The organism is Bradyrhizobium sp. NBAIM01 (genome assembly GCF_020194115.1).
GTDB classification, from domain to species: domain Bacteria; phylum Pseudomonadota; class Alphaproteobacteria; order Rhizobiales; family Xanthobacteraceae; genus Bradyrhizobium; species Bradyrhizobium yuanmingense.
The window spans coordinates 22,013-42,219 of the sequence record NZ_JADYVU010000001.1; the positions used below are offsets into that span (position 1 = coordinate 22,013).

Sequence of the window (20,207 nt, forward strand, 5' to 3'; positions counted from 1 at the left end):
CCAGGCTTGACCCGGCCATCCACGCACTGCTGCGCACTCCGAAAGACGTGGATGCCCGGGTCAAGCCCGGGCATGACGACTGAGAATGAGGCGCAATCATCGCAACAAACGTCGGCAGTAGCCCGCGCTCGCTCAATGAAAATCCCGCGAGGGCGGCAGGATACGGACGTTGCGGGGGTGACGGATTTTTTGCGCGGGCATGTCCGTAAGCGCGCGAGGGTCTTCGTTCAGCGGTTCGACCACGGTGGCGCCTGCGGGCAGCGGATGCTTGCGGCCGAGCGCATCGTTGGCCAATCCGACCAGATCGTGCGAGCGATCGACCATGCGCTGGGCGATGAGATGCGTCACCTTCTCCGGGCTGCTCTGGATGTAGCCTTCGACCAGGATGAGGCGCGCGCCCATCACTTCTTTCCGGTACTGCTCCATGATCTTGGGCCACACCACGACATTGGCGATGCCGGTTTCGTCCTCCAGCGTCATGAACACGACGCCGCTGGCGCTGCCCGGCCGCTGCCGCACCAGCACTACGCCGGCGCAGCGGACGCGGCGCCGCTCATTCTCATGGCTGATCTCCTTGCAGGCGACGATACGCTCGCGCGTAAACATCTGGCGCAGGAATTCCATCGGATGGCCCTTCAGCGACAGGCGGATGGTCTGGTAGTCCGCGACCACCTGCTCGGCGCGCGGCATCGCCGGCAGCGGTTTTGCGCCTTCGTCCGGCTGCTCGCGCGCGGTCGCCGCCTCGAACAGCGGTAGCGGCACGTCGTCGGGCAGCCGCCGCACCTGCCACAGCGCTTCGCGGCGGTCGAGCCCGAGCGAGCGGAACGCATCGGCATCCGCCAAGAGGATCAGCGCGCGCTTGGGCAGACCGGTGTCGCGGGCGAAATCCTCTAGCGAGGTGAAGGGACGACGGTTACGCGCGGCGACGATGCGGTCGGCCCAATCGGGTACTCTCTCCACACCGTCATTCCGGGGCGACGCGTCAGCGTCGAGCCCGGAATCCATTCCTCCGCCAGGCGTATGCGGCGCGATGGATTCCGGGTTCGCGCTACGCGCGCCCCGGAATGACGACTGAGAGCGCTTCAGGCGCTCCTCATCCTCGTCCAGCCAGTGGAATCCATCGATCTGGCGAAAGCCGAGGCGCACGGCGCAATACTGACCGCTCCCCTCCTCCAGCGTGTTCTGTGCAAAGCTGTAGGACACGTCGATGTCGCGCACCTCGACGCCGTTCTTGCGGGCGTCGCTGACGATCTGCGCCGGCGCATAAAAGCCCATCGGCTGCGAATTCAACAGACCGCAGCAGAAGGCGTCGGGATGATAGTGCTTCAGCCACGACGAAATGTAGACCAGCTGTGCAAAGCTCGCGGCATGGCTCTCCGGAAAGCCGTAGGAGCCAAATCCCTTGATCTGGTCAAAGCAGCTTTTGGCGAAGTTGGGATCGTAGCCGCGCGCCACCATGTTGCCGATCAGCTTCTCCTCATATTGGCCGATGGTGCCGACATTGCGGAAGGTCGCCATCGAGCGGCGCAGGCCGTTGGCTTCCTCGGAGGTGAAATGCGCGGCCTCGATCGCAATGCGCATCGCCTGCTCCTGGAACAGCGGGACACCGAGCGTCTTGTGCAGCACCTTGTAGAGTTCGTCCTTGTCGCCATGCTCCGGCGACGGAGACGGATAGCTCACCTTTTCCAGCCCGTTCCGCCGCCGCAAATAAGGATGCACCATGTCGCCCTGGATCGGCCCGGGGCGCACGATCGCGACCTCGATGACGAGATCGTAGAAGGTGCGCGGCTTCAGCCGCGGCAGCATGTTCATCTGGGCGCGGCTCTCGACCTGGAACACGCCGAGCGATTCCCCGCGGCACAGCATGTCGTAAACCCTGGGGTCGTCCTGCGGGACGCTCGCCAGCATAAAACGCTCGCCCTTGTGCTGGTCGATCAGATCGAAACATTTCCTGATGCAGGTCAGCATGCCGAGCGCCAGCACGTCGACCTTCATCATATGAAGCGCATCGACGTCGTCCTTGTCCCATTCGATGAAGGTGCGGTCGTCCATCGCGGCATTGCCGATCGGCACATAGGTGTCGAGCCGGTCCTGGGTCAGCACGTAGCCGCCGACATGCTGGGAGAGATGGCGCGGGAATTCGATCAGCTCGGTCGCAAGCTCGACCGCGAGGTTGATCATGGGATTGCCGGGATCGAGTCCGGCCTGCCGGACCTGCATGTCGTTGAGGCCCTTGCCCCAGCTGCCCCAGACGGTGTCGGCGAGCGCGGCGGTGACGTCCTCGGTCAGGCCGAGCGCCTTGCCGACGTCGCGGATGGCGCTGCGCGGGCGATAATGAATGACGGTGGCGATGATCGCGGCGCGGTGGCGGCCGTAGCGGCGATAGACATATTGCATCACCTCCTCGCGGCGCGAATGCTCGAAATCGACGTCGATGTCGGGCGGCTCCAGCCGCTCCTTGGAGATGAAGCGCTCGAACAAGAGGTCCACCTTGGTCGGGTCGACCGAGGTGATGCCGAGCACGTAGCACACGGCCGAGTTCGCCGCCGAGCCGCGGCCCTGGCACAAAATGTTCTGGCTGCGCGCGTAGTGGACGATATCGTGCACGGTGAGAAAGTAATGCGCGTATTTCAGCTCGGCGATCAGCGCGAGCTCCTTCTTCAGGGTCGCGCGCAGCTTGTCGTCGATCTTGCCGCCGAAATATTTGTCGACGCCCGCCCAGGTCAGGTCCTCCAGATGCCCCTGCGCGGTCTTGCCCGGCGGTACCGGCTCGTCGGGATATTGATACTTCAGCTGATCGAGCGAGAACTCGATTGCGTCCGCAAAGCGCATGGTCTGCGCAATCGCCTCGGGAAAATCGCGGAACAGCCGCGCCATTTCACGCGGCGTCTTCAGGAAGCGCTCGGCATTGGCCTCTAACTTCCGCCCAATCGCCTCGATCGTGGTCTTTTCCCGGATGCAGGTCAGCACGTCCTGGAGCGGACGGCGGCGGGGATCGTGATACAGCACCTCATTGGTTGCGAGCAGCGGCACCTTTGCCTTTGCGGCGAGATCATCGAGCCGCAAGAGGCGACGCTTGTCGTCGCCGCGATAGAGCAGGCTCGCCGCCAGCCACACGCCCTCGGCACGGCTCGCCTTCAGCTTTGCGAGGACATCCAGCGCCCGCGCCAGCTCGAAACGATGCGGCAGCGTCAACACCAGGAGCTGGCCTTCCGAGAATTCCAGGAGATCGTCAAGCCTGAGATGACACTCGCCCTTTTCGATCCGCATGATGTCATCGCCACGCTTGCCCCTTGTCAGGAGCTGGCACAGCCGGCCATAGGCCGCGCGATCGCGTGGATAGACCAGGATGTCGGGCGTGCCGTCGATGAAGACGATGCGAGCGCCGATCAACAGTTTCGGCTTGTGCAGCACCTCGTCATTGTCGAGCTCCTGATAGGCGCGCACCACGCCGGCAAGCGTGTTGTGGTCGGCAATGCCGATCGCGGGAATCCCGAGCTTGCTCGCCTGATGCACATAGGCGCGCGGATCCGAGCCGCCGCGCAGGAAGGAGAAATTGGTGGTGATGCCGATCTCGGCATAGCTAAGCGTATTCATGCGAAGAGACCGTGCACATACCAGCCGGGAGACGCAGGCTTGCCGTCACCGTCGAACACCTCGCCTTCATAGAGACCGTCGCGAAAGATCCAGAAGCGCAGGCCTTCGGCATCCTCGATGCGGAAATAATCCCGCGTCAGCTGCTTGCCGTCCTGCCGCCACCATTCCATCGCGATGCGCTCGGGCCCCTCTACCCGCACCACCGCATGCAGCGCGCGCCGCCAGGTGAATTGATGCGGCGGACCGTCTGGCACGGTCGCGAACGGCACCTTGATCGGCTCCGGCTTGTCGAACAGCCGCAAGGGACGCAGCGGCGGCTCGCTCGCGACGCGCGCCGGCCATTCGGCCTGCATGGCAGCAGCGAGATGATGCTGCGCCGATGCGGCCAGCACCGCGCTTTCGGGGATGTGGGTATCCTGCGGCAGGTGCACGACGACACGCCTGCCGCCGATCCGCGCGGCGATGCGGTCGATCAGCGCCGCGAGTTCGTCATTGTCGTGGACATGGGCATCGAGATCGCGCTGCTCCTGCACCACGATCTCGGTGCGGCTCGCCGACAATCGCACCATGTCGAAGCCGAAACCGGGATCGAGGGGATCGGCGAGGGCATCGAGCCGCTCGCGGAACAAGCGGTCGACCACGGCGCTTCTGGTCACGGGACGTCCGGTCTCGACCGTGATCGTGCGCACCACGCCGTCGGTGCGGAAGAACGCGGCTTCAAGCCGCCGCGCGCCTTTGCCCTGCTTCTCCATGGACGCGATCAACGTGTCGGCGAGCCGCGACAGCGTCATCGCGATCATGGTGTCGGTCGCGATCGGCTCGGCAAAGCGTTTTTCCACGATGTAGTCGGGCAGCGGTTTGCGCGGGCTGATCGGCGCATCACCCTGCCCCAGCGCATGGGCGAGCAGCGTGGAGAAGCGCGCGCCGAACCGCGCCGTGATCTCGGAGGCGCTGCGCGAGGCGACGTCGCCGATGGTCTTCAGCCCGGCACGGCGCAGGCCGGTGGTGATGGCTTCACCCGCACCGAGCGCGGAGACTGGAAACGACCTGATCGCCTCCGCCTCGCCGCCATCGGCCACAATGGTGCCGGATACCTGCCGCGTCAGCGTGCGGGCGCAGACCGAGGTGCCCGCGATCGCCGCGCTGACGGCAAAGCCTTGCCGGTCGAGCGCCCGGACCAATGTCCGCAACAGCGCGGCCTCGCCGCCGAACAGATGCGCGCAACCGGTGATGTCCAGGAACAGCCCGTGCGGTGGATCGAGCGCCACCAGCGGCGTGAAGCGGTCGCACCAATCGGCGATGTCGCTGAGCGTCTTCGTATCGGCCACGGTATCGGCGTCGAACACACGCAAATCCGGGCACATCGCCCGCGCATTGGCCAGCGGTTGGCCGATATACAGGCCGAGGCGCTCGGCGGCCTCGTCCAGCGCATGGATCACCAGCGCATTGTTGTCCTTGATGACGACAATGCTCGGCTCATGGTTGGTTTTACCCAGCCCGGCGCTGCTGAAGAACCGCTGGATCCTGTCGATGGGCAGGCGCGGCAGCCACAGGCTGAGGATACGTCGACGGTTCACTGAACTGGCACTCATCACAATTCCATTCCATGATCCACCGGCCGCAGGGGCCATGACGATTGCGCAAGAGCTCGGCATCGAACACCGGCGCGCCCCAGGCACTCCACACCGAGCCCGGCGGCGAAGGCGCCGCACGCAGCATCCATCGTGTCTCCGCGGTCGAGGGCAGCGGCTGCGCGGCCATCCGCAGCAAGAGGCCGGTCACGCCCGAGCCTTGCGCGGCCAGCGTCAGCTTGCGGCTCGCCACCAGATCGAACTGCCTGGTCTCGCCCCAGAGCTCAAGCACGACGGCGCCGAGCGCATCGCAGGCGAGCGCATCGGCCGAGGTGCGCAACGCGCTCTCGACATCGGCGGCGCGCACCATCACCACACGGCGCGGATCGAGACCGAGCTCGGATAGCCCGCTCATCGACAGCGCGCCGGTTTCGAGCTCCGAAAAATCTTGCCGCACCCACAATAGCGGCCGGCGCGCGCTCACGCGTCCCGCAAGGCCCATGACAAACCCCGTCGCGGCCGCGCCCTGACGCCCTTCGCAAAACACCTCGTGGATCGCCGCGCGCGCGAGCCCGCCCTTCAGCGCGGCGTCGGCCGCGCCATGGCCGAGCGCGATGCGATCGCGCGGATGCACGACTTCCGCCGTCTCGATGCGCTCGATCTGGCCGCGCAGGATCGCAAGCGCGCTCATACGTGCGCCGCTCATGCTCGCCGCTCCTCAGAGGTGATTGCCGATGGCTCTCAAAAAGAGAACCAGCGGCTGGCTCATTTGTTCATGATATGTTCTAATATAAAGCTAACGGCGCCGGCAGAGTCAATCGAATTGGCGCATCCAAAGATTCATGAGTGGAATCAAAGAGATTCAAACATGGACGTACAACGCAAGCTGGAGATTCTGGCGGACGCCGCCAAATACGACGCATCCTGCGCCTCCAGCGGCACCGAGAAGCGGGATTCCACCGACGGCAAGGGCATGGGCTCGACCGCGCCGGGCATGGGCATCTGCCATTCCTACGCGCCGGACGGACGCTGCATCTCCCTGCTCAAGGTGCTGCTGACCAACGCCTGCAATTACGATTGCCTCTATTGCGTCAACCGCGCCTCCTCGAACGTCCCACGCGCCCGCTTCACCATCGACGAATTGGTCAAGCTCACGCTCGACTTCTACCGGCGCAATTACATCGAGGGCCTGTTCCTCTCCTCCGGCATCATCCGCAGCCCTGATTACACGATGGAGCAAGTGGTGAGCGTCGCGCGAAAGCTGCGCGAGGAGCATCATTTCCGCGGCTACATCCATCTGAAGACCATTCCCGAGGCCGACGACGCGCTGATCGCCGAGGCCGGCAAATATGCCGACCGCCTTTCGATCAACATCGAGATGCCTGAGGAGACGAGCCTGCAGCAATTCGCGCCGGAGAAGGACGTGCGCGCGATCCGCCGCACCATGGGCCGGCTGCGGCTGAAGCTGGACGAGGCCGAGGAGAGCCGCAGCGCCAAGACGAAGGCCAAACCGCAGCGCTTCGCGCCCGCCGGACAAAGCACGCAGATGATCGTCGGCGCAGATAGCGCCTCCGATCACACCATTCTCCACACCAGCGCCAATCTCTACGGCGCCTACCGGCTGCGGCGCGTCTATTACTCCGCCTTCAGCCCGATCCCCGATGCCAGCCGCGCGCTGCCCCTGCGCGCGCCGCCGCTGCTGCGCGAGCACCGGCTCTACCAGGCCGACTGGCTGATGCGGTTCTACGGCTTCGACGTTGGCGAAATCGTCGACGACAGCGCGATGCTGCCGCTCGACATCGATCCCAAGCTGGCCTGGGCGCTGCGCCACCGCGACCGCTTCCCGCTCGACGTCAACCGCGCCAGCCGCGAGGAGCTGCTGCGCGTTCCGGGCTTCGGCACCAGGACGGTCGAACGCATCATCGCGACGCGGCGCACCACCACGATCCGCCTCGCCGATCTCGCGCGGCTGCATGTGCCCCGCAACAAGGCGCTGCCGTTCATCGTCCTCAGCGATCACCGCCCCTCACCGCATCGTCTCGATGCCGCCGGGTTGATCGAACGGTTCAAGCCGAAAGCAACGCAACTGGGATTTGGCTTCTGATGCAGTACATCAGGCTCGACACCGAAACCGATTTCGACGGCTGGCGCAAAGCCGCGCGCAGCCTCGTGCTCCATCACGTGCCGCCCGGCGCGGTCACCTGGACCGTGCAGGGCCACGAAGCCGAGCTGTTCGCACCGTCCTCGCCGTCTCCGATCCTCGAGGTGAACGACGGCACGTTCACCGTCTCGGCAAAATTCGTCGAGCTTGCCAAGGCGGCGATCCTGCATCGCGACGGCGAGCGCTTTGCGATCCTCTATCGCCTGCTGTTCCGGCTGAAGGAAAATCACGATCTCATCGAGGTCGCGACCGACCCCGATGTCGCGCTTGTCACGGCCATGGCGAAAGCGGTCTATCGCGACGAGCACAAGATGCATGCCTTCGTGCGCTTCCGCGAGATCGGCCGGGAACGCCAGGCGCACTACGTCGCCTGGTTCGAGCCGGAGCATCACGTCGTCGAGCTCGCCGCGCCGTTCTTCGCCAAGCGCTTTGCCGACATGCCCTGGTCGATCCTGACGCCGGACCTCTGCGCGCATTGGGACGGCCATGCGCTCTCGTTCACGCCGGGCGTCAGCAAGAGCGACGCGCCGGGCGAAGACCGGCTGGAGGAAACCTGGCGGCGCTACTATGCCAGCATCTTCAATCCGGCCCGGCTCAAGGTGAAGGCGATGCAGGCCGAGATGCCGAAGAAATATTGGAGGAACCTGCCCGAGGCTTCGATCATTAAGCCCTTGATCGAGGACGCCGAGCGCATGACCGGCGCCATGATCGCCAATGCCGCAACCGATCCGCACAAGCCTCAGAAGCGGCCGGAGGCTCCGATGAAACGCAAGTCAGCTGCCGACGATCTCGAAACGCTCCGCGAGGAGGCCGCGCATTGCCGCGCCTGCCATCTCTACAAGGACGCGACACAGACCGTGTTCGGCGAAGGGCCGAAGAATGCCAACATCATGCTGGTCGGCGAGCAGCCCGGCGACAAGGAAGACCTCGCCGGCCATCCCTTCGTCGGCCCGGCCGGGCAAATGCTCGATCGCGCACTGGAGGAGGCCGGCGTCGACCGCAAGAAGGTCTATGTCACCAACGCGGTGAAGCACTTCAAATTCGTGCCGCGCGGAAAGATCCGCCTGCACCAGAAGCCGAACACACCTGAGATCCGGGCGTGCCGGCAATGGTATGAGCGGGAAGTTTCGACAATCCAGCCCGATCTCATCGTGGCAATGGGCGCCACTGCCGCGCAGAGCGTGTTCGGCAAGATCACCCCCATCGGCAAGAACCGCGGCCGGCTGATCGAGCTTCCCGAAGGCCGCAAGGCGCTGGTGACCGTGCACCCGTCCTATTTGCTGCGACTGCCTGATCCCGAAGCCAAGGTTCTGGAATATCGGCGCTTCGTCGAAGATCTGAAGATCGCCGCCGGCCTGCAGAAGAAGGCCGCACGGGCTGCGTGAATACAGTGGGAAATGGCTTCACGCCGTTGTCGACGATCCGATTTCTCAAATAGACAAGGACCCGTGGAATGCACGGGCCCTTCATCTGTGCTTCGGACCCGGTCCTACGACGCCGCGAGCTGCTCCTCGACCAGCTTCACCCAATAGGACGTGCCGTAGACGATCGCCTCGTCGTTGAAATTGTAGGCGGGATGATGCAGGCCGGCGCTGTCGCCGTTGCCGCAGAAGATGAAGGCGCCGGGCCGCGCTTCCAGCATGTAGGCGAAATCCTCGCCGCCCATCAGCGGCGCCATCTCGTGGACATGGGCCTCGCCCGCGACCTGCGTGGCGACGCGCCGTGCCACTTCGGTCTCCGCCGCATGATTGTTCACGACCGGGTAATTGCGCTTGTAGTGCAGGTCGATCTTGGCGCCCGTGATCTGCGCCATGCCCGCCACGACCTCATGCACGCGCTTCTCGACCAGCTTGCGCACCTCAGGCGACAGCGTGCGGATAGTGCCTCTCAGGGTCGCGGTCTGCGGAATGACGTTGCGGGCGTTGCCGGCGTGGAATTCGCAAATCGATACGACCGCCGATTCCAGGGGATCGACGCTGCGCGAGACGATCGACTGCAGGGCCGTGATCACCTGCGCGCCGACCAGCACGGAATCGATGCATTTGTGTGGACGCGCGGCGTGGCCGCCGACGCCCTCGATCATGATGTCGACCTCGTCGGTCGCCGCCATGATGGGGCCTGGCCTGATCGCGAACGAGCCGACCGGGATGCCCGGGCCGTTGTGCATGCCATAGACCTGTTCGATGCCGAACCGCTCCATCAGGCCGTCCTTGACCATGGCCGCGCCGCCGGCGCCACCCTCCTCGGCGGGCTGGAAGATCACCACGGCATCGCCGGCGAAATTGCGCGTCTCGGCGAGATAGCGGGCCGCGCCGAGCAGCATCGCGGTGTGGCCGTCATGGCCGCAGGCGTGCATCTTGCCGGGGATCTTGGAGGCGTAAGGCAGATTGGTCTGCTCCTCGACCGGCAGCGCGTCCATGTCGGCACGCATGCCGATCACCTTGAGCCCCTCGCCGGTTGGCTTGTTGCCCTTGATTACGCCGACGACGCCGGTCTGGCCGAGACCGGTCACGACTTCGTCGCAGCCGAACTCCCGCAACCGGTCAGCAACGAATGCTGCGGTGCGGTGGACATCGTACAACAGCTCGGGGTGCTGATGGATGTCCCGCCGCCAGGCCTGGATATCGGGTTGAAGGTCGGCGACGCGGTTCACGATGGGCATGGAAGGTCTCGAACTGTTGGAAATGCAGGTCTGTCTACCATGCAAGCGTCGGTCCACCCAACCGCCGGCAATCGGGGTCTAGCCCTGTTCACCCGGCATGGCCGGGCTTGTCCCGGTCGGCTGCGTCTGCCTATTAACGGAAAGCAAAGAGACCATCCGGGTGGAAGCAGAATGCCGAGGCGACTTGAAGGTGAGTTTGACTACATTGTCGTCGGAGCCGGCACCGCGGGCTGCATCGTCGCCAACCGGCTGTCGGCTGTCCCAGGCAACCGCGTTCTCATCCTTGAAGCTGGTGGCGACGACAACTGGATCTGGTTCCATATCCCGGTCGGCTATCTCTTCGCCATCGGCAATCCGCGTTCGGACTGGATGTTCAAGACCGAGGCCGAGCCCGGCCTGAACGGCCGCTCGCTGGCCTATCCGCGCGGCAAGGTGATCGGCGGCTGCTCGGCGATCAACGCCATGATCTCGATGCGCGGACAGGCTGCCGACTACGATCATTGGCGCCAGCTTGGCCTGACCGGCTGGGGCTATGACGACGTGCTGCCGTTGTTCAAGCGCCTCGAGGACCACTTCCTCGGCGCCAGCGAGCATCACGGCGCCGGCGGTGGCTGGCGTATCGAAGCGCCGCGGCTGTCATGGGCCATTCTCGACGCGGTCGGTGACGCCGCCGAGGAGATGGGCATCAAGCGCATCCCGGATTTCAACACCGGCGACAACGAAGGCACCAGCTATTTCCACGTCAACCAGAAGCGCGGCCGGCGCTGGTCCTCGGCGCGCGGCTTCCTCAAGCCGGCCTTGAGGCGCCCCAATCTGCGGCTCGAGAAGCACGTGCTGGTCGACCGCCTCATCATCGAGCAGGGCCGCGCCGTCGGCGTGCGCTTCATCCAGAACGGCGAGATCATCGAGGCGCGCGCAAAGCGCGAGGTGGTGCTCTCGGCAGGCTCGATCGGCTCGGTGCAGGTGCTGCATCGCTCCGGCATTGGACCGGCCGACTGGCTGTCGCCGCTCGGCATCGACATCGTCATGGACAAGCCCGGCGTCGGGCGCAATCTGCAGGATCACCTGCAGCAGCGCGCGATCTACAAGGTCGAGGGCGTGCGCACGCTGAACGAGACCTATTACAATCTGTTGCGCCGCGGCCTGATGGGGCTCGACTACGCTGTCCGCCGCCGCGGCCCGCTCACCATGGCGCCGTCGCAGCTCGGCATCTTCACGCGCTCCGATGCGACGCGCGCCCGCGCCAACATCCAATTCCACGTGCAGCCGCTCTCGCTCGACAAGTTCGGCGATCCCCTGCACCGTTTCCCTGCGATCACGGTGAGCGCGTGCAATCTGCAACCGACCTCGCGCGGCACTGTGCGGTTGCGCGCGACAACGCCTGACGAGAAGCCGATCATCGCGCCAAATTACCTGTCGACCGACGACGACCGCCAGGTCGCCGCCGACGCCATTCGCACCACGCGGCGCCTGATGCAGCAGAAAGCGCTGGCCAAATATCGCCCCAGCGAATATCTGCCCGGCCCCTCCGTCGGCGACGACGATGCCTCCCTCGCAAAAGCCGCCGGCGACATCGGCACCACCATCTTCCATCCCGTCGGCACCGCGAAGATGGGCACGGCGAACGATCCAATGGCGGTGGTGGACGAGCGGTTGCGATTCTACGGCCTCGACGGCCTGCGCATCGTCGATGCCTCGATCATGCCGACGATCACCTCGGGCAACACCAACACGCCGACCGCGATGATCGCTGAGAAGGGCGCCACGATGATTCTGGAGGATGCGAAGTAGCATCCCATCGCTCATGATCGATCCGCACCGTTTCTCAATCGGTCCCGCCGACGCAGAGATCGCCATGCTGCAATGGGGCGACAGCGGCAAGCCGCCTGCCCTGCTCGTACACGGCACCGGCTTCGTCGCCGACGTCTGGCACGAGGTCGCGCGCGAGCTCGCATCGACCTACACCGTCTATGCCCTCGACCGACGCGGTCATGGCGCAAGCCACAAACCCGGCGCCTATCACTTCCTTGATTACGCCGACGACATCTGCCGGGTGGTCGATACGCTCGATCTCCGCGACATCTACGGGATCGGCCACAGCGCGGGTGCGACCGATCTCCTTCTCGCGGCGAAACTCCTGCCCGGTCGCTTCGCACGCCTGTTCGTGATGGAGCCGACCGTCATGGACCCGCGCGCGGCGCGCTCCGGAGGATTGAGCGAAGAATCGCTCGCCCGCGTGCAGGGCACGCTACGCCGACGCGCCGAGTTCGACAGTCCCGACGCAGTGTTCGAACGTTACCGCGCAGCACCGGCGTTTGCGGATTGGACCGAAACCTCGCTACGGACGTATGTGCGCCACGGCTTCGCGCCCCTGGATGACGGCCGCGTCCGGCTCTGCTGCACGCCCAAAATCGAAGCCGCGATCTTGCTTCCCATCTACGAGGCGATGGAGCAGGTCTACATTGGGGATGCCCGCGGCAATCCGTTCGCGATGCTCAGCGAAATCGACTGCCCGGTGCGCGTCACGACAGCGGCGAAGTCGGGTCCAATCTACAAGGAGATGGCGCGACGCGCTGTGTCGCTGATCCCGGGTGTGACCACACGGATTTTCGAGAATGCCGGCCACTGCGTCGCGCAGGAAGTGCCGGAGCACGTGGTGGAAGCCGTGCGCGAGTTTGCCAAATAAGGTTCGGCCGCGGACCGAGGCGGCCTGAGCGAACGTCTCTAAGCCGACCTGCGCACCGCGTTGTCCACCAGCGTCTTGCCGAGCGACCAGATCGCACCGGGGACCTTGTGGCTGCCGGCGATGACGTCGTCGAAGGCGCGCTCGATCCAGGCGCAGTCTTCCTCGGTGATCGTGAGCGGCGGCAAGAGCTTGATGGTGTGGCTGCCGTGGCCGGCGACTTGCGTGAGGATCTTGTGATCCTTGAACAGCGGCACGGTGATGAGCTGGCAGAACAAGCCCTTGTTGGCGGTCTCCAGCACGTTCCAGGAGGCCCGCAGGCGCAGCGACTTCGGGGGGCCGAATTCGATACCGATCATCAAGCCCTTGCCGCGGACTTCCTTGAGCAGCTCGTAGCCTGGCACCATGCGCGTCAGCGCGAGGCGCAGCTCGGCGCCGCGCTTGGCGGCCGCATCGATCAGCTTCTCCGATTCCATGACGTCGAGCGTGGCTATGCCCGCGGCCATCGCGAGGTCGTTCTTGGAGAAGGTGGAGCCGTGCACCACCGCGCGGTCCATCTGGTTGAAGATCTTGTCGAAGATGCTCTTGCGCGTCAGCACGGCGCCGACCGGCACGTGGCCGCCCGACAGCGACTTCGACAGCAGCACCATGTCGGGCTCGACGTTCCAGTGCTCGACCGCGAGGAAGCGGCCGGTGCGGCCCATGCCGGTCTGGATCTCGTCGGCGACGAACAGCGTGCCGTATTTCTTGCAGAGCGCGGCCGCGCCGGGCAGGAACTCGTCAGTGGGCATGTTGACGCCCTTGCCCTGGATCGGCTCGACCACGAAGGCTGCGACCTCGCGCGAGGCCAGCGCCTTTTCCAGCGCCGCCAGGTCGTTGAACGGGATCGCGGTGCAGCCCGGCAGCAGCGGCTCGAAGCCGGTGCGGAAATTGGCATCGCCGGTCAGCGACAGCGCGCCGTAGGTCAGTCCGTGATAGCCGTGCGCGCAATAGACGATGCCGGGACGCCCCGTCGCGCCGCGCGCGAACTTGATCGCGGCCTCGACGCATTCGGCGCCGGAATTGGCGAAGAACGCCTTGTCGAGATAGGGAACGTATTTCAGGAGGCGCTCAGCCAGCACACCTGCGAGCGTCGAGACGTCGAATTGGACGAGGTTGGGCAGGTCGGCATCGAGCACGCTCTTGAGCGCCTCGCGCATGACCGGATGATTGCGCCCGATCGCAAACACGCCGAAGCCGGACAACAGGTCGAGATAGCGCGCGCCCTCACGGTCGTAGAGATACTGCCCATGCCCCTTCTGAAAGCCGACATCGTAGCCGATGGTCTTGAGAACCCGGACGAACTGCTCGTTCAGATACCGGTTATGCAGGGTGCTGCGCTGGGCCTGACGGTCCGCGAATAGCTGAGACATGTCTGGATTTGGGCTGTGCATCCGCTACATACTTCGGTTGAGGGCCGTCTCGTCAACTGAAAACGGACCGTTACTGAAAACGGTCTGTGCGGCCTTTTGCCCTTTTTCGGACCATCTTCGCAAGCACAGCTTTAGACCATGTTGCACTGCCAAGGAACACACATGCGTTTGGCCCTTTACACCGGACTAATACTGGCTGGCGGTTACGCCGGCCTGACGCCCGCGCTCGCCGCGGATCCGACCGGCGACTGGCGGGTCGCCGACGGCGTTGCCAACATTCGCGTCGCCCAATGCTATGGCAGCATGTGGGGCGCGGTTTCCTGGGAAAAACAGCCCGGCGGACGCGACGAGAACAATCCGGACGCCTCGAAAAAGAACAGGCCGACGCTCGGCATGGCAACCCTGATCGACATGAAGAAGAAGCCCGGCGTCGATCAGTGGGAAGGACAGGTCTACAACGCCAAGGACGGCCAGCTCTACAGCGCGACCATCACGCCGGCCGGTCCCGACCAGCTCGAGATCAAGGGCTGCGTCATGGGCTTCCTCTGCGGCGGCGAAACCTGGACCCGGGTCGGCCCGCCGATCCCTTCGAGCCCTGCCAACGCCATGGCCAAGGGCGCAGCGAAATCCAGCGGCACTGCGCCGAAGCCCCAAGGGGGGCAAGCGGGGCAAGGGGCCCAAGCAGCCCAAGCCGGGAGCGGCACCACCACGCCTGCGCCCGCAGCTCCCAAGGCCGCCGGCGCAGCCAAGCCCGGTCAGAAGGGCGCCGCCGACCCGGTCGGCGACATCTGCCTACTCGCTGAGATTGCGGGGTTTGCCCATTAGGGCCGGCTGGAACAGCAGCACGGCGGCGAGCGTCGTCACCAGCGACAGTGCCAGCAGCTTGCCCATGCTGGACGTGCCGGGATGGCTCGACAGCCACAGGCTGCCGAACGCGGTCGCGGTCGTCAGCGCGCTGAAAAAGATCGCGCGCGTCAGGCTGGTCTGGAGCAGGTTCGTCCTGCCCGAGCGCCAGGCCACGACATAATAGATCTTGAAGGCGACGCCGACGCCGAGCAGCAGCGGAAGCGCGACGATGTTGGCGAAGTTGAGCGGCAGGCCGATCAACACGCAGATCTCGAGCGTCACCGCGCCGGCAACCAGCAGCGGCACCAGCGTCATCAGCACGTCGACGAAGCGGCGCAGCGTGATCCACAGCAGCAGCCCGATCACCAGCAGCGCATAGATGCCGGCGTGGATGAACGCCTTCACAACGGTGTCACCGGATTTCAGGATCGAGACCGGACCGCCGATCGCAGTCGGCTCGGCCTGGAGAACCGCCGCCGCGAATTTGCGCAGCGTATCGTTGTCGTTGGGATCGCCCTTGGGCAGCGCCTCGACGCGGATGATGCCGTCCTTGCTCTTCCAGGCGCTGACGAGATCGGGCGGCAGCGAGCTCAGGGTGACGGGACCTGCCTGCATCGCGTTCCTGAGCTGGTCGAACACGATCTTCAATGGCGCGACGAACACGTCCTGCGCCTTGTTGCGCGTGGCCTCGTCGCCGTTGGCGAGCTTCTCGAGCGCGTCGGCAAGACGGCGCGAGGCAACAGCGCCCGGGCCCTTCGCGTCGCCCGCGGTCCGGCGCAGATTGTCGACCGACGATTTCAGCGATTCGACATTCTCCTGGTCCGTCGGCGCCGCGTCGATCTGATCGGGGTTGAGCGCCGGATTCAACACCTTGGCGCCCTGCGCGATGAGCTTCAGCTTCGGCGGCTGGTCCTGCGGCACAAAGCTGTCGAGCGACATCACCCTGAGCACCTCGGGCACCTTCTCCAGCTTCGCCTCGACCTGCCTTGCCTGCTCCTCGGAAGTGGTCATCACGTTGATGGCATTGGCACCAGTATTGGGGTCCTTGCGCAGATCGAGGAAGGTGGCGATCGACTCGGCGTGCGGATTGCGCAGGTTCATCGGGTTGAAGTCGAACTTCATGAAGTAGAGCAGCGGCAGGCCGCCGAGCGCGAGCAGCAGCGTGCCGCCGACGATCAGCACCCGATGCTTTTCCAGGAAGTGATCGAGCGGCGCCAGGAAGGCGTACCCGACAGGCTCCGGCTCGCCGGGCGGGTTCAGAAGCTTGAGCAGTGCCGGCAGAACGGTGATCGACGAGATGAACGCCACCAGCATGCCGACGCCGGCGATCTGGCCGAGCTCTGCGATGCCCTTGTAGTCGGTCGGCATGAAGCAAAGGAAGCCCGCGGCCGTCGCCATCGCCGCCAGCGACAGCGGCACCGCCGAGCGCTTGGCTGCCAGCACCAGCGCGCCCGCGAGATCATCGTGCTTGTAGCGCTCCGAGCGGTAGCGGACGCTGTACTGGATGCCGAAGTCGACCCCTAAGCCGACGAACAGCACCGCGAACGCAATCGACAGCAGGTTGAACGATCCGACCATCATCAGGCCGGCCGCTGTCGTGATCGCCAGGCCGACGAACAGATTGACGAACACCGCGAAGATGATCTTCGACGAATGCAGTGCGAGCCAAAGGATGACCAGCACGACGAGAATCGTGCCGACGGCGTTGACGACCGCGCCCTCCTGAACGGTGGCGTATTCCTCATTGGCGATCGGCACCGGACCGGTCAGCCGCACCCGCGCCTGGTATTTGCCGGTAAAATCCAGATCCGCCGCCGCTTTCCGGATCGCGTCGGTCGCATCCTTGCCGGGCTCCAGCGCGTTGTAGTCGAGAATCGGCTTGAACTCGATGAAGGTGCGCTTGTCGGAATCCTTGAGCGGCTCGTCGCTGACGAGTTCGCGCCAGGAGAAGCTGGCGTTGCCCTTGTTGAGCACGGTCTCGACTGTCTGCGCGATCAGGTTGAAGGGCCGCTCGGTGCTGTCGAGCTTGACCTGGCCCCGCTTGACGCCGGCAAGGCCGGTCTCCAGCGCCCCGGTCAGGCCGCGGATCGAGGGATCGCCGGCCATGATCTCGATCAGCGGCGCGGCGGCTTCGAACTGGCCGGTGATCTTGCCGACCTCCTCGGTCGGCAGGAACAACAGGCCGTTCCGCTCGAAGAACGCGCCGCTGCCGAGCTGCTGCATCGAGTGGAAGTTGGTCCTGTCGTCCTTCAGCCTGGCATAGAGCGCGTCTGCCGCGGCGCTCGCCATTTCCGGCGTCCTGGCCTCGACCACAGCGAGGATCATTTCGTTCTGATCGAACGCCTTGTCGAATTGCTGGTCACGCTGCCGCCAGTCCAGATTCTGGGCAATCAGCGAGTTGATATCGGTGTTGATGGCAAAGTGGCGCGCAGCGTAATAGCCCGCCCCCACCGACAGCAGGAGCCCGAGAACGACGACGAGGGAGGCAAACCGGGTGCAGGCCCTGACGATGGCAACGACGACGCTTTGCAGCACTTCTTTTCTTTCTGCGGTTAACAGCTTGCCGGAAACGCCCGCTGTTTATCGGAGTTCCCGGCCGAAACCTATTGCTGTTTTGGGTGGTTCTCGCCGCCAGAAGGTTCGAGGTAAACGGCGGGAGACCGTGGCAAAATCATGCGGGGCGGCCGGTATAGGCAGGGAGTTGAGGCGGGAACGTGACGAAGGACTATGCAGGAATGTCGCGCACGCAGGCACACCGCAATCCCTACTAAAATACCTCACAGACGCCTCCCTCAGCGGTTCCACCTTCCCCTACCGCCGATTTTTTGACACAAAGTATTGCGCCTCCATGCGCCGGAGCCGTCCACAGGGGTGGGTGGCTACCGCAGGCGCGAACCAATGGTGCGGATATTGCAACTCATTGGTCAGTATCGGAGTGCCGCTTGGGGACTGCAAAGAGCGGATTGGTGCAACTTGCGTGATGGGCGTCCAATGGAAGTTTATCTGGCGCAACCGCGCGGCTTCTGCGCGGGGGTGGTACGAGCAATCGAAATCGTGGAGCGGGCGCTGGAGAAGTACGGCCCGCCCGTCTACGTGCGCCATGAGATCGTGCACAACAAATACGTCGTCGAGAGCCTGAAGGCCAAAGGAGCCATCTTCGTCGAGGAACTCTCCGAGGTACCGCCGAAGGCGGTGACGGTGTTCAGCGCGCATGGCGTCGCCCGCAGCGTCGAGGAAGAGGCCGTCGCGCGCGACCTTCCGGTGCTCAATGCCACCTGCCCGCTGGTCACGAAAGTTCACAATCAGGGGAAGCGCTACATCGGCAAGGGCCGCACCCTGATCCTGATCGGCCACGCCGGCCATCCCGAGGTCGAGGGCACGATGGGCCAGGTCCCGGGGCCGGTGCAGCTTGTCCAGAGCGTTGAAGAGGTTAAGGCGCTGACCCTGCCGGCGGATACGCCAGTGGCCTACATCACCCAGACCACCCTGTCGGTCGACGACACCAAGGACATCATCGCGGCCCTTCAGGCCCGCTTTACAGACATTCAAGGTCCGGATATCCGGGATATCTGCTATGCGACACAGAACCGCCAATCTGCGGTAAGGGACTTGAGCAAGCTGGTCGACGTGATCTTGGTGGTGGGCGCTGCCAACAGCTCGAACTCGAACCGGCTCCGCGAAATCGGCACTGAGGCCGGCGTCGCGAGTTATTTGATTGCCGACGGCAGCGAGCTCAATCCGGAGTGGTTGAAGGATGCCAGGACCGTCGGCGTCACGGCCGGCGCTTCGGCGCCCGAGGTACTCGTGGATGACGTGATCGAAGCGATGCGGCGGATCGGACCGGTAAAGGTCTCGGTGTTGCCGGGCCGCGAGGAAAACATCGAATTTCGGCTTCCGGCCCAACTGGCCGCGAGCTGACCCACCCGAATTGAAAAGCCCAGAAAGAAACCTGTAATGGCTATCCCGTTCTTCAAGGAAATGCGTATCGGCGGCTATTTGCTCAAGCAGAAACTGCTTGGCCGCAAGCGCTATCCGCTCGTGCTGATGCTGGAGCCGCTGTTCCGCTGCAACCTCGCCTGCGTCGGCTGCGGCAAGATCGATTATCCCGATGCGATCCTCAACCGCCGCATGACGGCGCAGGAGTGCTGGGACGCCGCCGACGAGTGCGGCGCGCCGATGGTCGCCATTCCCGGCGGCGAGCCGCTGATCCACAAGGAGATCGGCGAGATCGTGCGCGGCCTCGTCGCGCGCAAGAAGTTCGTCTCGCTCTGCACCAACGCGCTGCTGCTGGAGAAGAAGCTCGATCTGTTCGAGCCCTCGCCCTATCTGTTCTTCTCGGTGCATCTCGACGGCCTGCGCGACCACCACGACAAGGCCGTGTCGCAGAAGGGCGTGTTCGACCGCGCGGTGTCGGCGATCAAGGCGGCCAAGGCGCGCGGCTTCACCGTCAACGTCAACGCCACCATCTTCGACGGCCACCCGGCCGAGGAGATCGCCAAATTCCTCGACCTCACCACCGAGCTCGGCGTCGGCGTCTCGATGTCCCCGGGCTACGCCTATGAGCGCGCGCCGGACCAGGAGCACTTCCTCAACCGCACCAAGACCAAGAAGCTATTCCGCGACGTCTTTGCGATGGGCAAGGGCAAGAAGTGGAATTTCATGCATTCCGGACTGTTCCTGGACTTCCTCGCCGGCAACCAGGAATACGAATGCACCCCGTGGGGCATGCCCGCGCGCAACATCTTCGGCTGGCAGAAGCCCTGCTACCTGCTCGGTGAAGGCTACGCGAAGACCTTCAAGGAGCTGATGGAGACCACCGACTGGGATTCCTACGGCACCGGCAAGTACGAGAAGTGTGCCGACTGCATGGCCCATTGCGGCTACGAGCCCACGGCTGCGACCGCAGCGCTCAACAACCCGCTGAAGGCGATGTGGGTGGCGCTGCGCGGCGTGCGGACGAGCGGCCCGATGGCGCCGGAGATCGACCTCTCCAAGCAGCGCCCGGCGCAGTACATCTTCTCCGAGCAGGTCCAGAAGAAGCTCTCGGAGATCCGCAAGGACGAAGCTGCGGCTGCGCAGGCGAAAGCAGCGCAGAAGGCGTCGACGGCGGCGTAAAGCGCAGAGCCCGTAGCCCGGATGGAGCGCAAGCGAAATCCGGGATGGTCTCTCCAAGGCCCCGGATTACGCTTCGCTCCGTCCGGGCTACGAACGTCGAAACAAAAAGGCCCGGACGCCAATGGCGACCGGGCCCTTTCTTTATTCTCAGATCGAAGCC

At 64.6% G+C, this 20,207-nt stretch carries 13 protein-coding genes; 7 read left to right on the forward strand and 6 right to left on the reverse strand.

From position 1 onward, the window contains the following. Window positions 1-132 precede the first annotated feature (132 nt). From I6F31_RS00105 to I6F31_RS00115, 3 genes are read right to left on the reverse strand one after another with little or no spacing between them, the layout of a single operon-like run. Window positions 133-3,597 carry an error-prone DNA polymerase gene (locus I6F31_RS00105; RefSeq protein ID WP_225146037.1) on the reverse strand — a complete coding sequence of 1,155 codons (3,465 nt, stop codon included), beginning with the start codon at window positions 3,595-3,597 and terminating at the stop codon, window positions 133-135. Further along, entirely contained in the window at window positions 3,594-5,189 is a 1,596-nt protein-coding gene (locus tag I6F31_RS00110) for a DNA polymerase Y family protein (protein WP_057027152.1), read from the reverse strand. The genes I6F31_RS00105 and I6F31_RS00110 overlap by 4 nt, the downstream gene beginning before the upstream one ends. Then, window positions 5,086-5,874 (reverse strand): DNA repair protein, encoded by a 789-nt coding sequence (locus tag I6F31_RS00115; RefSeq protein ID WP_225146038.1) that lies wholly within the window; start codon window positions 5,872-5,874, stop codon window positions 5,086-5,088. Before I6F31_RS00115 ends, I6F31_RS00110 begins: the two co-directional genes overlap by 104 nt. A gap of 162 nt (window positions 5,875-6,036) precedes the next feature. On the opposite strand from I6F31_RS00115, the gene I6F31_RS00120 reads away from it, so the two are divergent. Next, the gene (locus tag I6F31_RS00120; RefSeq protein ID WP_225127265.1) at window positions 6,037-7,272 is read left to right on the forward strand and encodes a putative DNA modification/repair radical SAM protein; all 1,236 of its coding nucleotides are present in this window, start codon (window positions 6,037-6,039) and stop codon (window positions 7,270-7,272) included. Beyond that, window positions 7,272-8,714 (forward strand): UdgX family uracil-DNA binding protein, encoded by a 1,443-nt coding sequence (locus tag I6F31_RS00125; protein ID WP_225146039.1) that lies wholly within the window; start codon window positions 7,272-7,274, stop codon window positions 8,712-8,714. Before I6F31_RS00120 ends, I6F31_RS00125 begins: the two co-directional genes overlap by 1 nt. Window positions 8,715-8,818: 104 nt before the next feature. Here I6F31_RS00125 and I6F31_RS00130 read toward each other — a convergent pair whose 3' ends face one another. Continuing rightward, on the reverse strand, window positions 8,819-9,991 hold the full coding sequence (locus tag I6F31_RS00130; RefSeq protein ID WP_036006072.1) for a M20 aminoacylase family protein: 1,173 nt from the start codon (window positions 9,989-9,991) through the stop codon (window positions 8,819-8,821). 171 nt (window positions 9,992-10,162) lie between these two features. On the opposite strand from I6F31_RS00130, the gene I6F31_RS00135 reads away from it, so the two are divergent. Both I6F31_RS00135 and I6F31_RS00140 read left to right on the forward strand, forming a co-directional pair. Next, window positions 10,163-11,782, forward strand: a complete 1,620-nt coding sequence (locus I6F31_RS00135; RefSeq protein WP_036006074.1) for a GMC family oxidoreductase N-terminal domain-containing protein — start codon at window positions 10,163-10,165, stop codon at window positions 11,780-11,782. 13 nt (window positions 11,783-11,795) lie between these two features. Beyond that, the gene (locus tag I6F31_RS00140) at window positions 11,796-12,677 is read left to right on the forward strand and encodes an alpha/beta hydrolase (RefSeq protein WP_036006076.1); all 882 of its coding nucleotides are present in this window, start codon (window positions 11,796-11,798) and stop codon (window positions 12,675-12,677) included. 38 nt (window positions 12,678-12,715) lie between these two features. On the opposite strand, the gene hpnO is transcribed toward I6F31_RS00140, so the two are convergent. Continuing rightward, window positions 12,716-14,107, reverse strand: coding sequence for an aminobacteriohopanetriol synthase HpnO (gene hpnO / locus I6F31_RS00145; protein ID WP_036006078.1), 1,392 nt, complete (start codon window positions 14,105-14,107; stop codon window positions 12,716-12,718). Window positions 14,108-14,248: 141 nt separating this feature from the next. On the opposite strand from hpnO, the gene I6F31_RS00150 reads away from it, so the two are divergent. Then, window positions 14,249-14,911, forward strand: a complete 663-nt coding sequence (locus I6F31_RS00150) for a DUF2147 domain-containing protein (RefSeq protein WP_036006080.1) — start codon at window positions 14,249-14,251, stop codon at window positions 14,909-14,911. Here I6F31_RS00150 and I6F31_RS00155 read toward each other — a convergent pair. Further along, window positions 14,879-17,467, reverse strand: a complete 2,589-nt coding sequence (locus I6F31_RS00155; RefSeq protein WP_036006082.1) for an MMPL family transporter — start codon at window positions 17,465-17,467, stop codon at window positions 14,879-14,881. The genes I6F31_RS00150 and I6F31_RS00155 overlap by 33 nt on opposite strands. Before the next feature lie 456 nt (window positions 17,468-17,923). Here I6F31_RS00155 and ispH point away from each other — a divergent pair, with 456 nt between their 5' ends. Further along, window positions 17,924-18,850: a 4-hydroxy-3-methylbut-2-enyl diphosphate reductase gene (ispH, locus tag I6F31_RS00160; protein ID WP_036006084.1), complete on the forward strand. Its 927-nt coding sequence runs from the start codon at window positions 17,924-17,926 to the stop codon at window positions 18,848-18,850. Window positions 18,851-18,886: 36 nt separating this feature from the next. Beyond that, complete coding sequence (gene hpnH, locus I6F31_RS00165; RefSeq protein WP_036006086.1) at window positions 18,887-20,047, forward strand: adenosyl-hopene transferase HpnH; 1,161 nt, start codon at window positions 18,887-18,889, stop codon at window positions 20,045-20,047. Window positions 20,048-20,207: the final 160 nt, after the last annotated feature.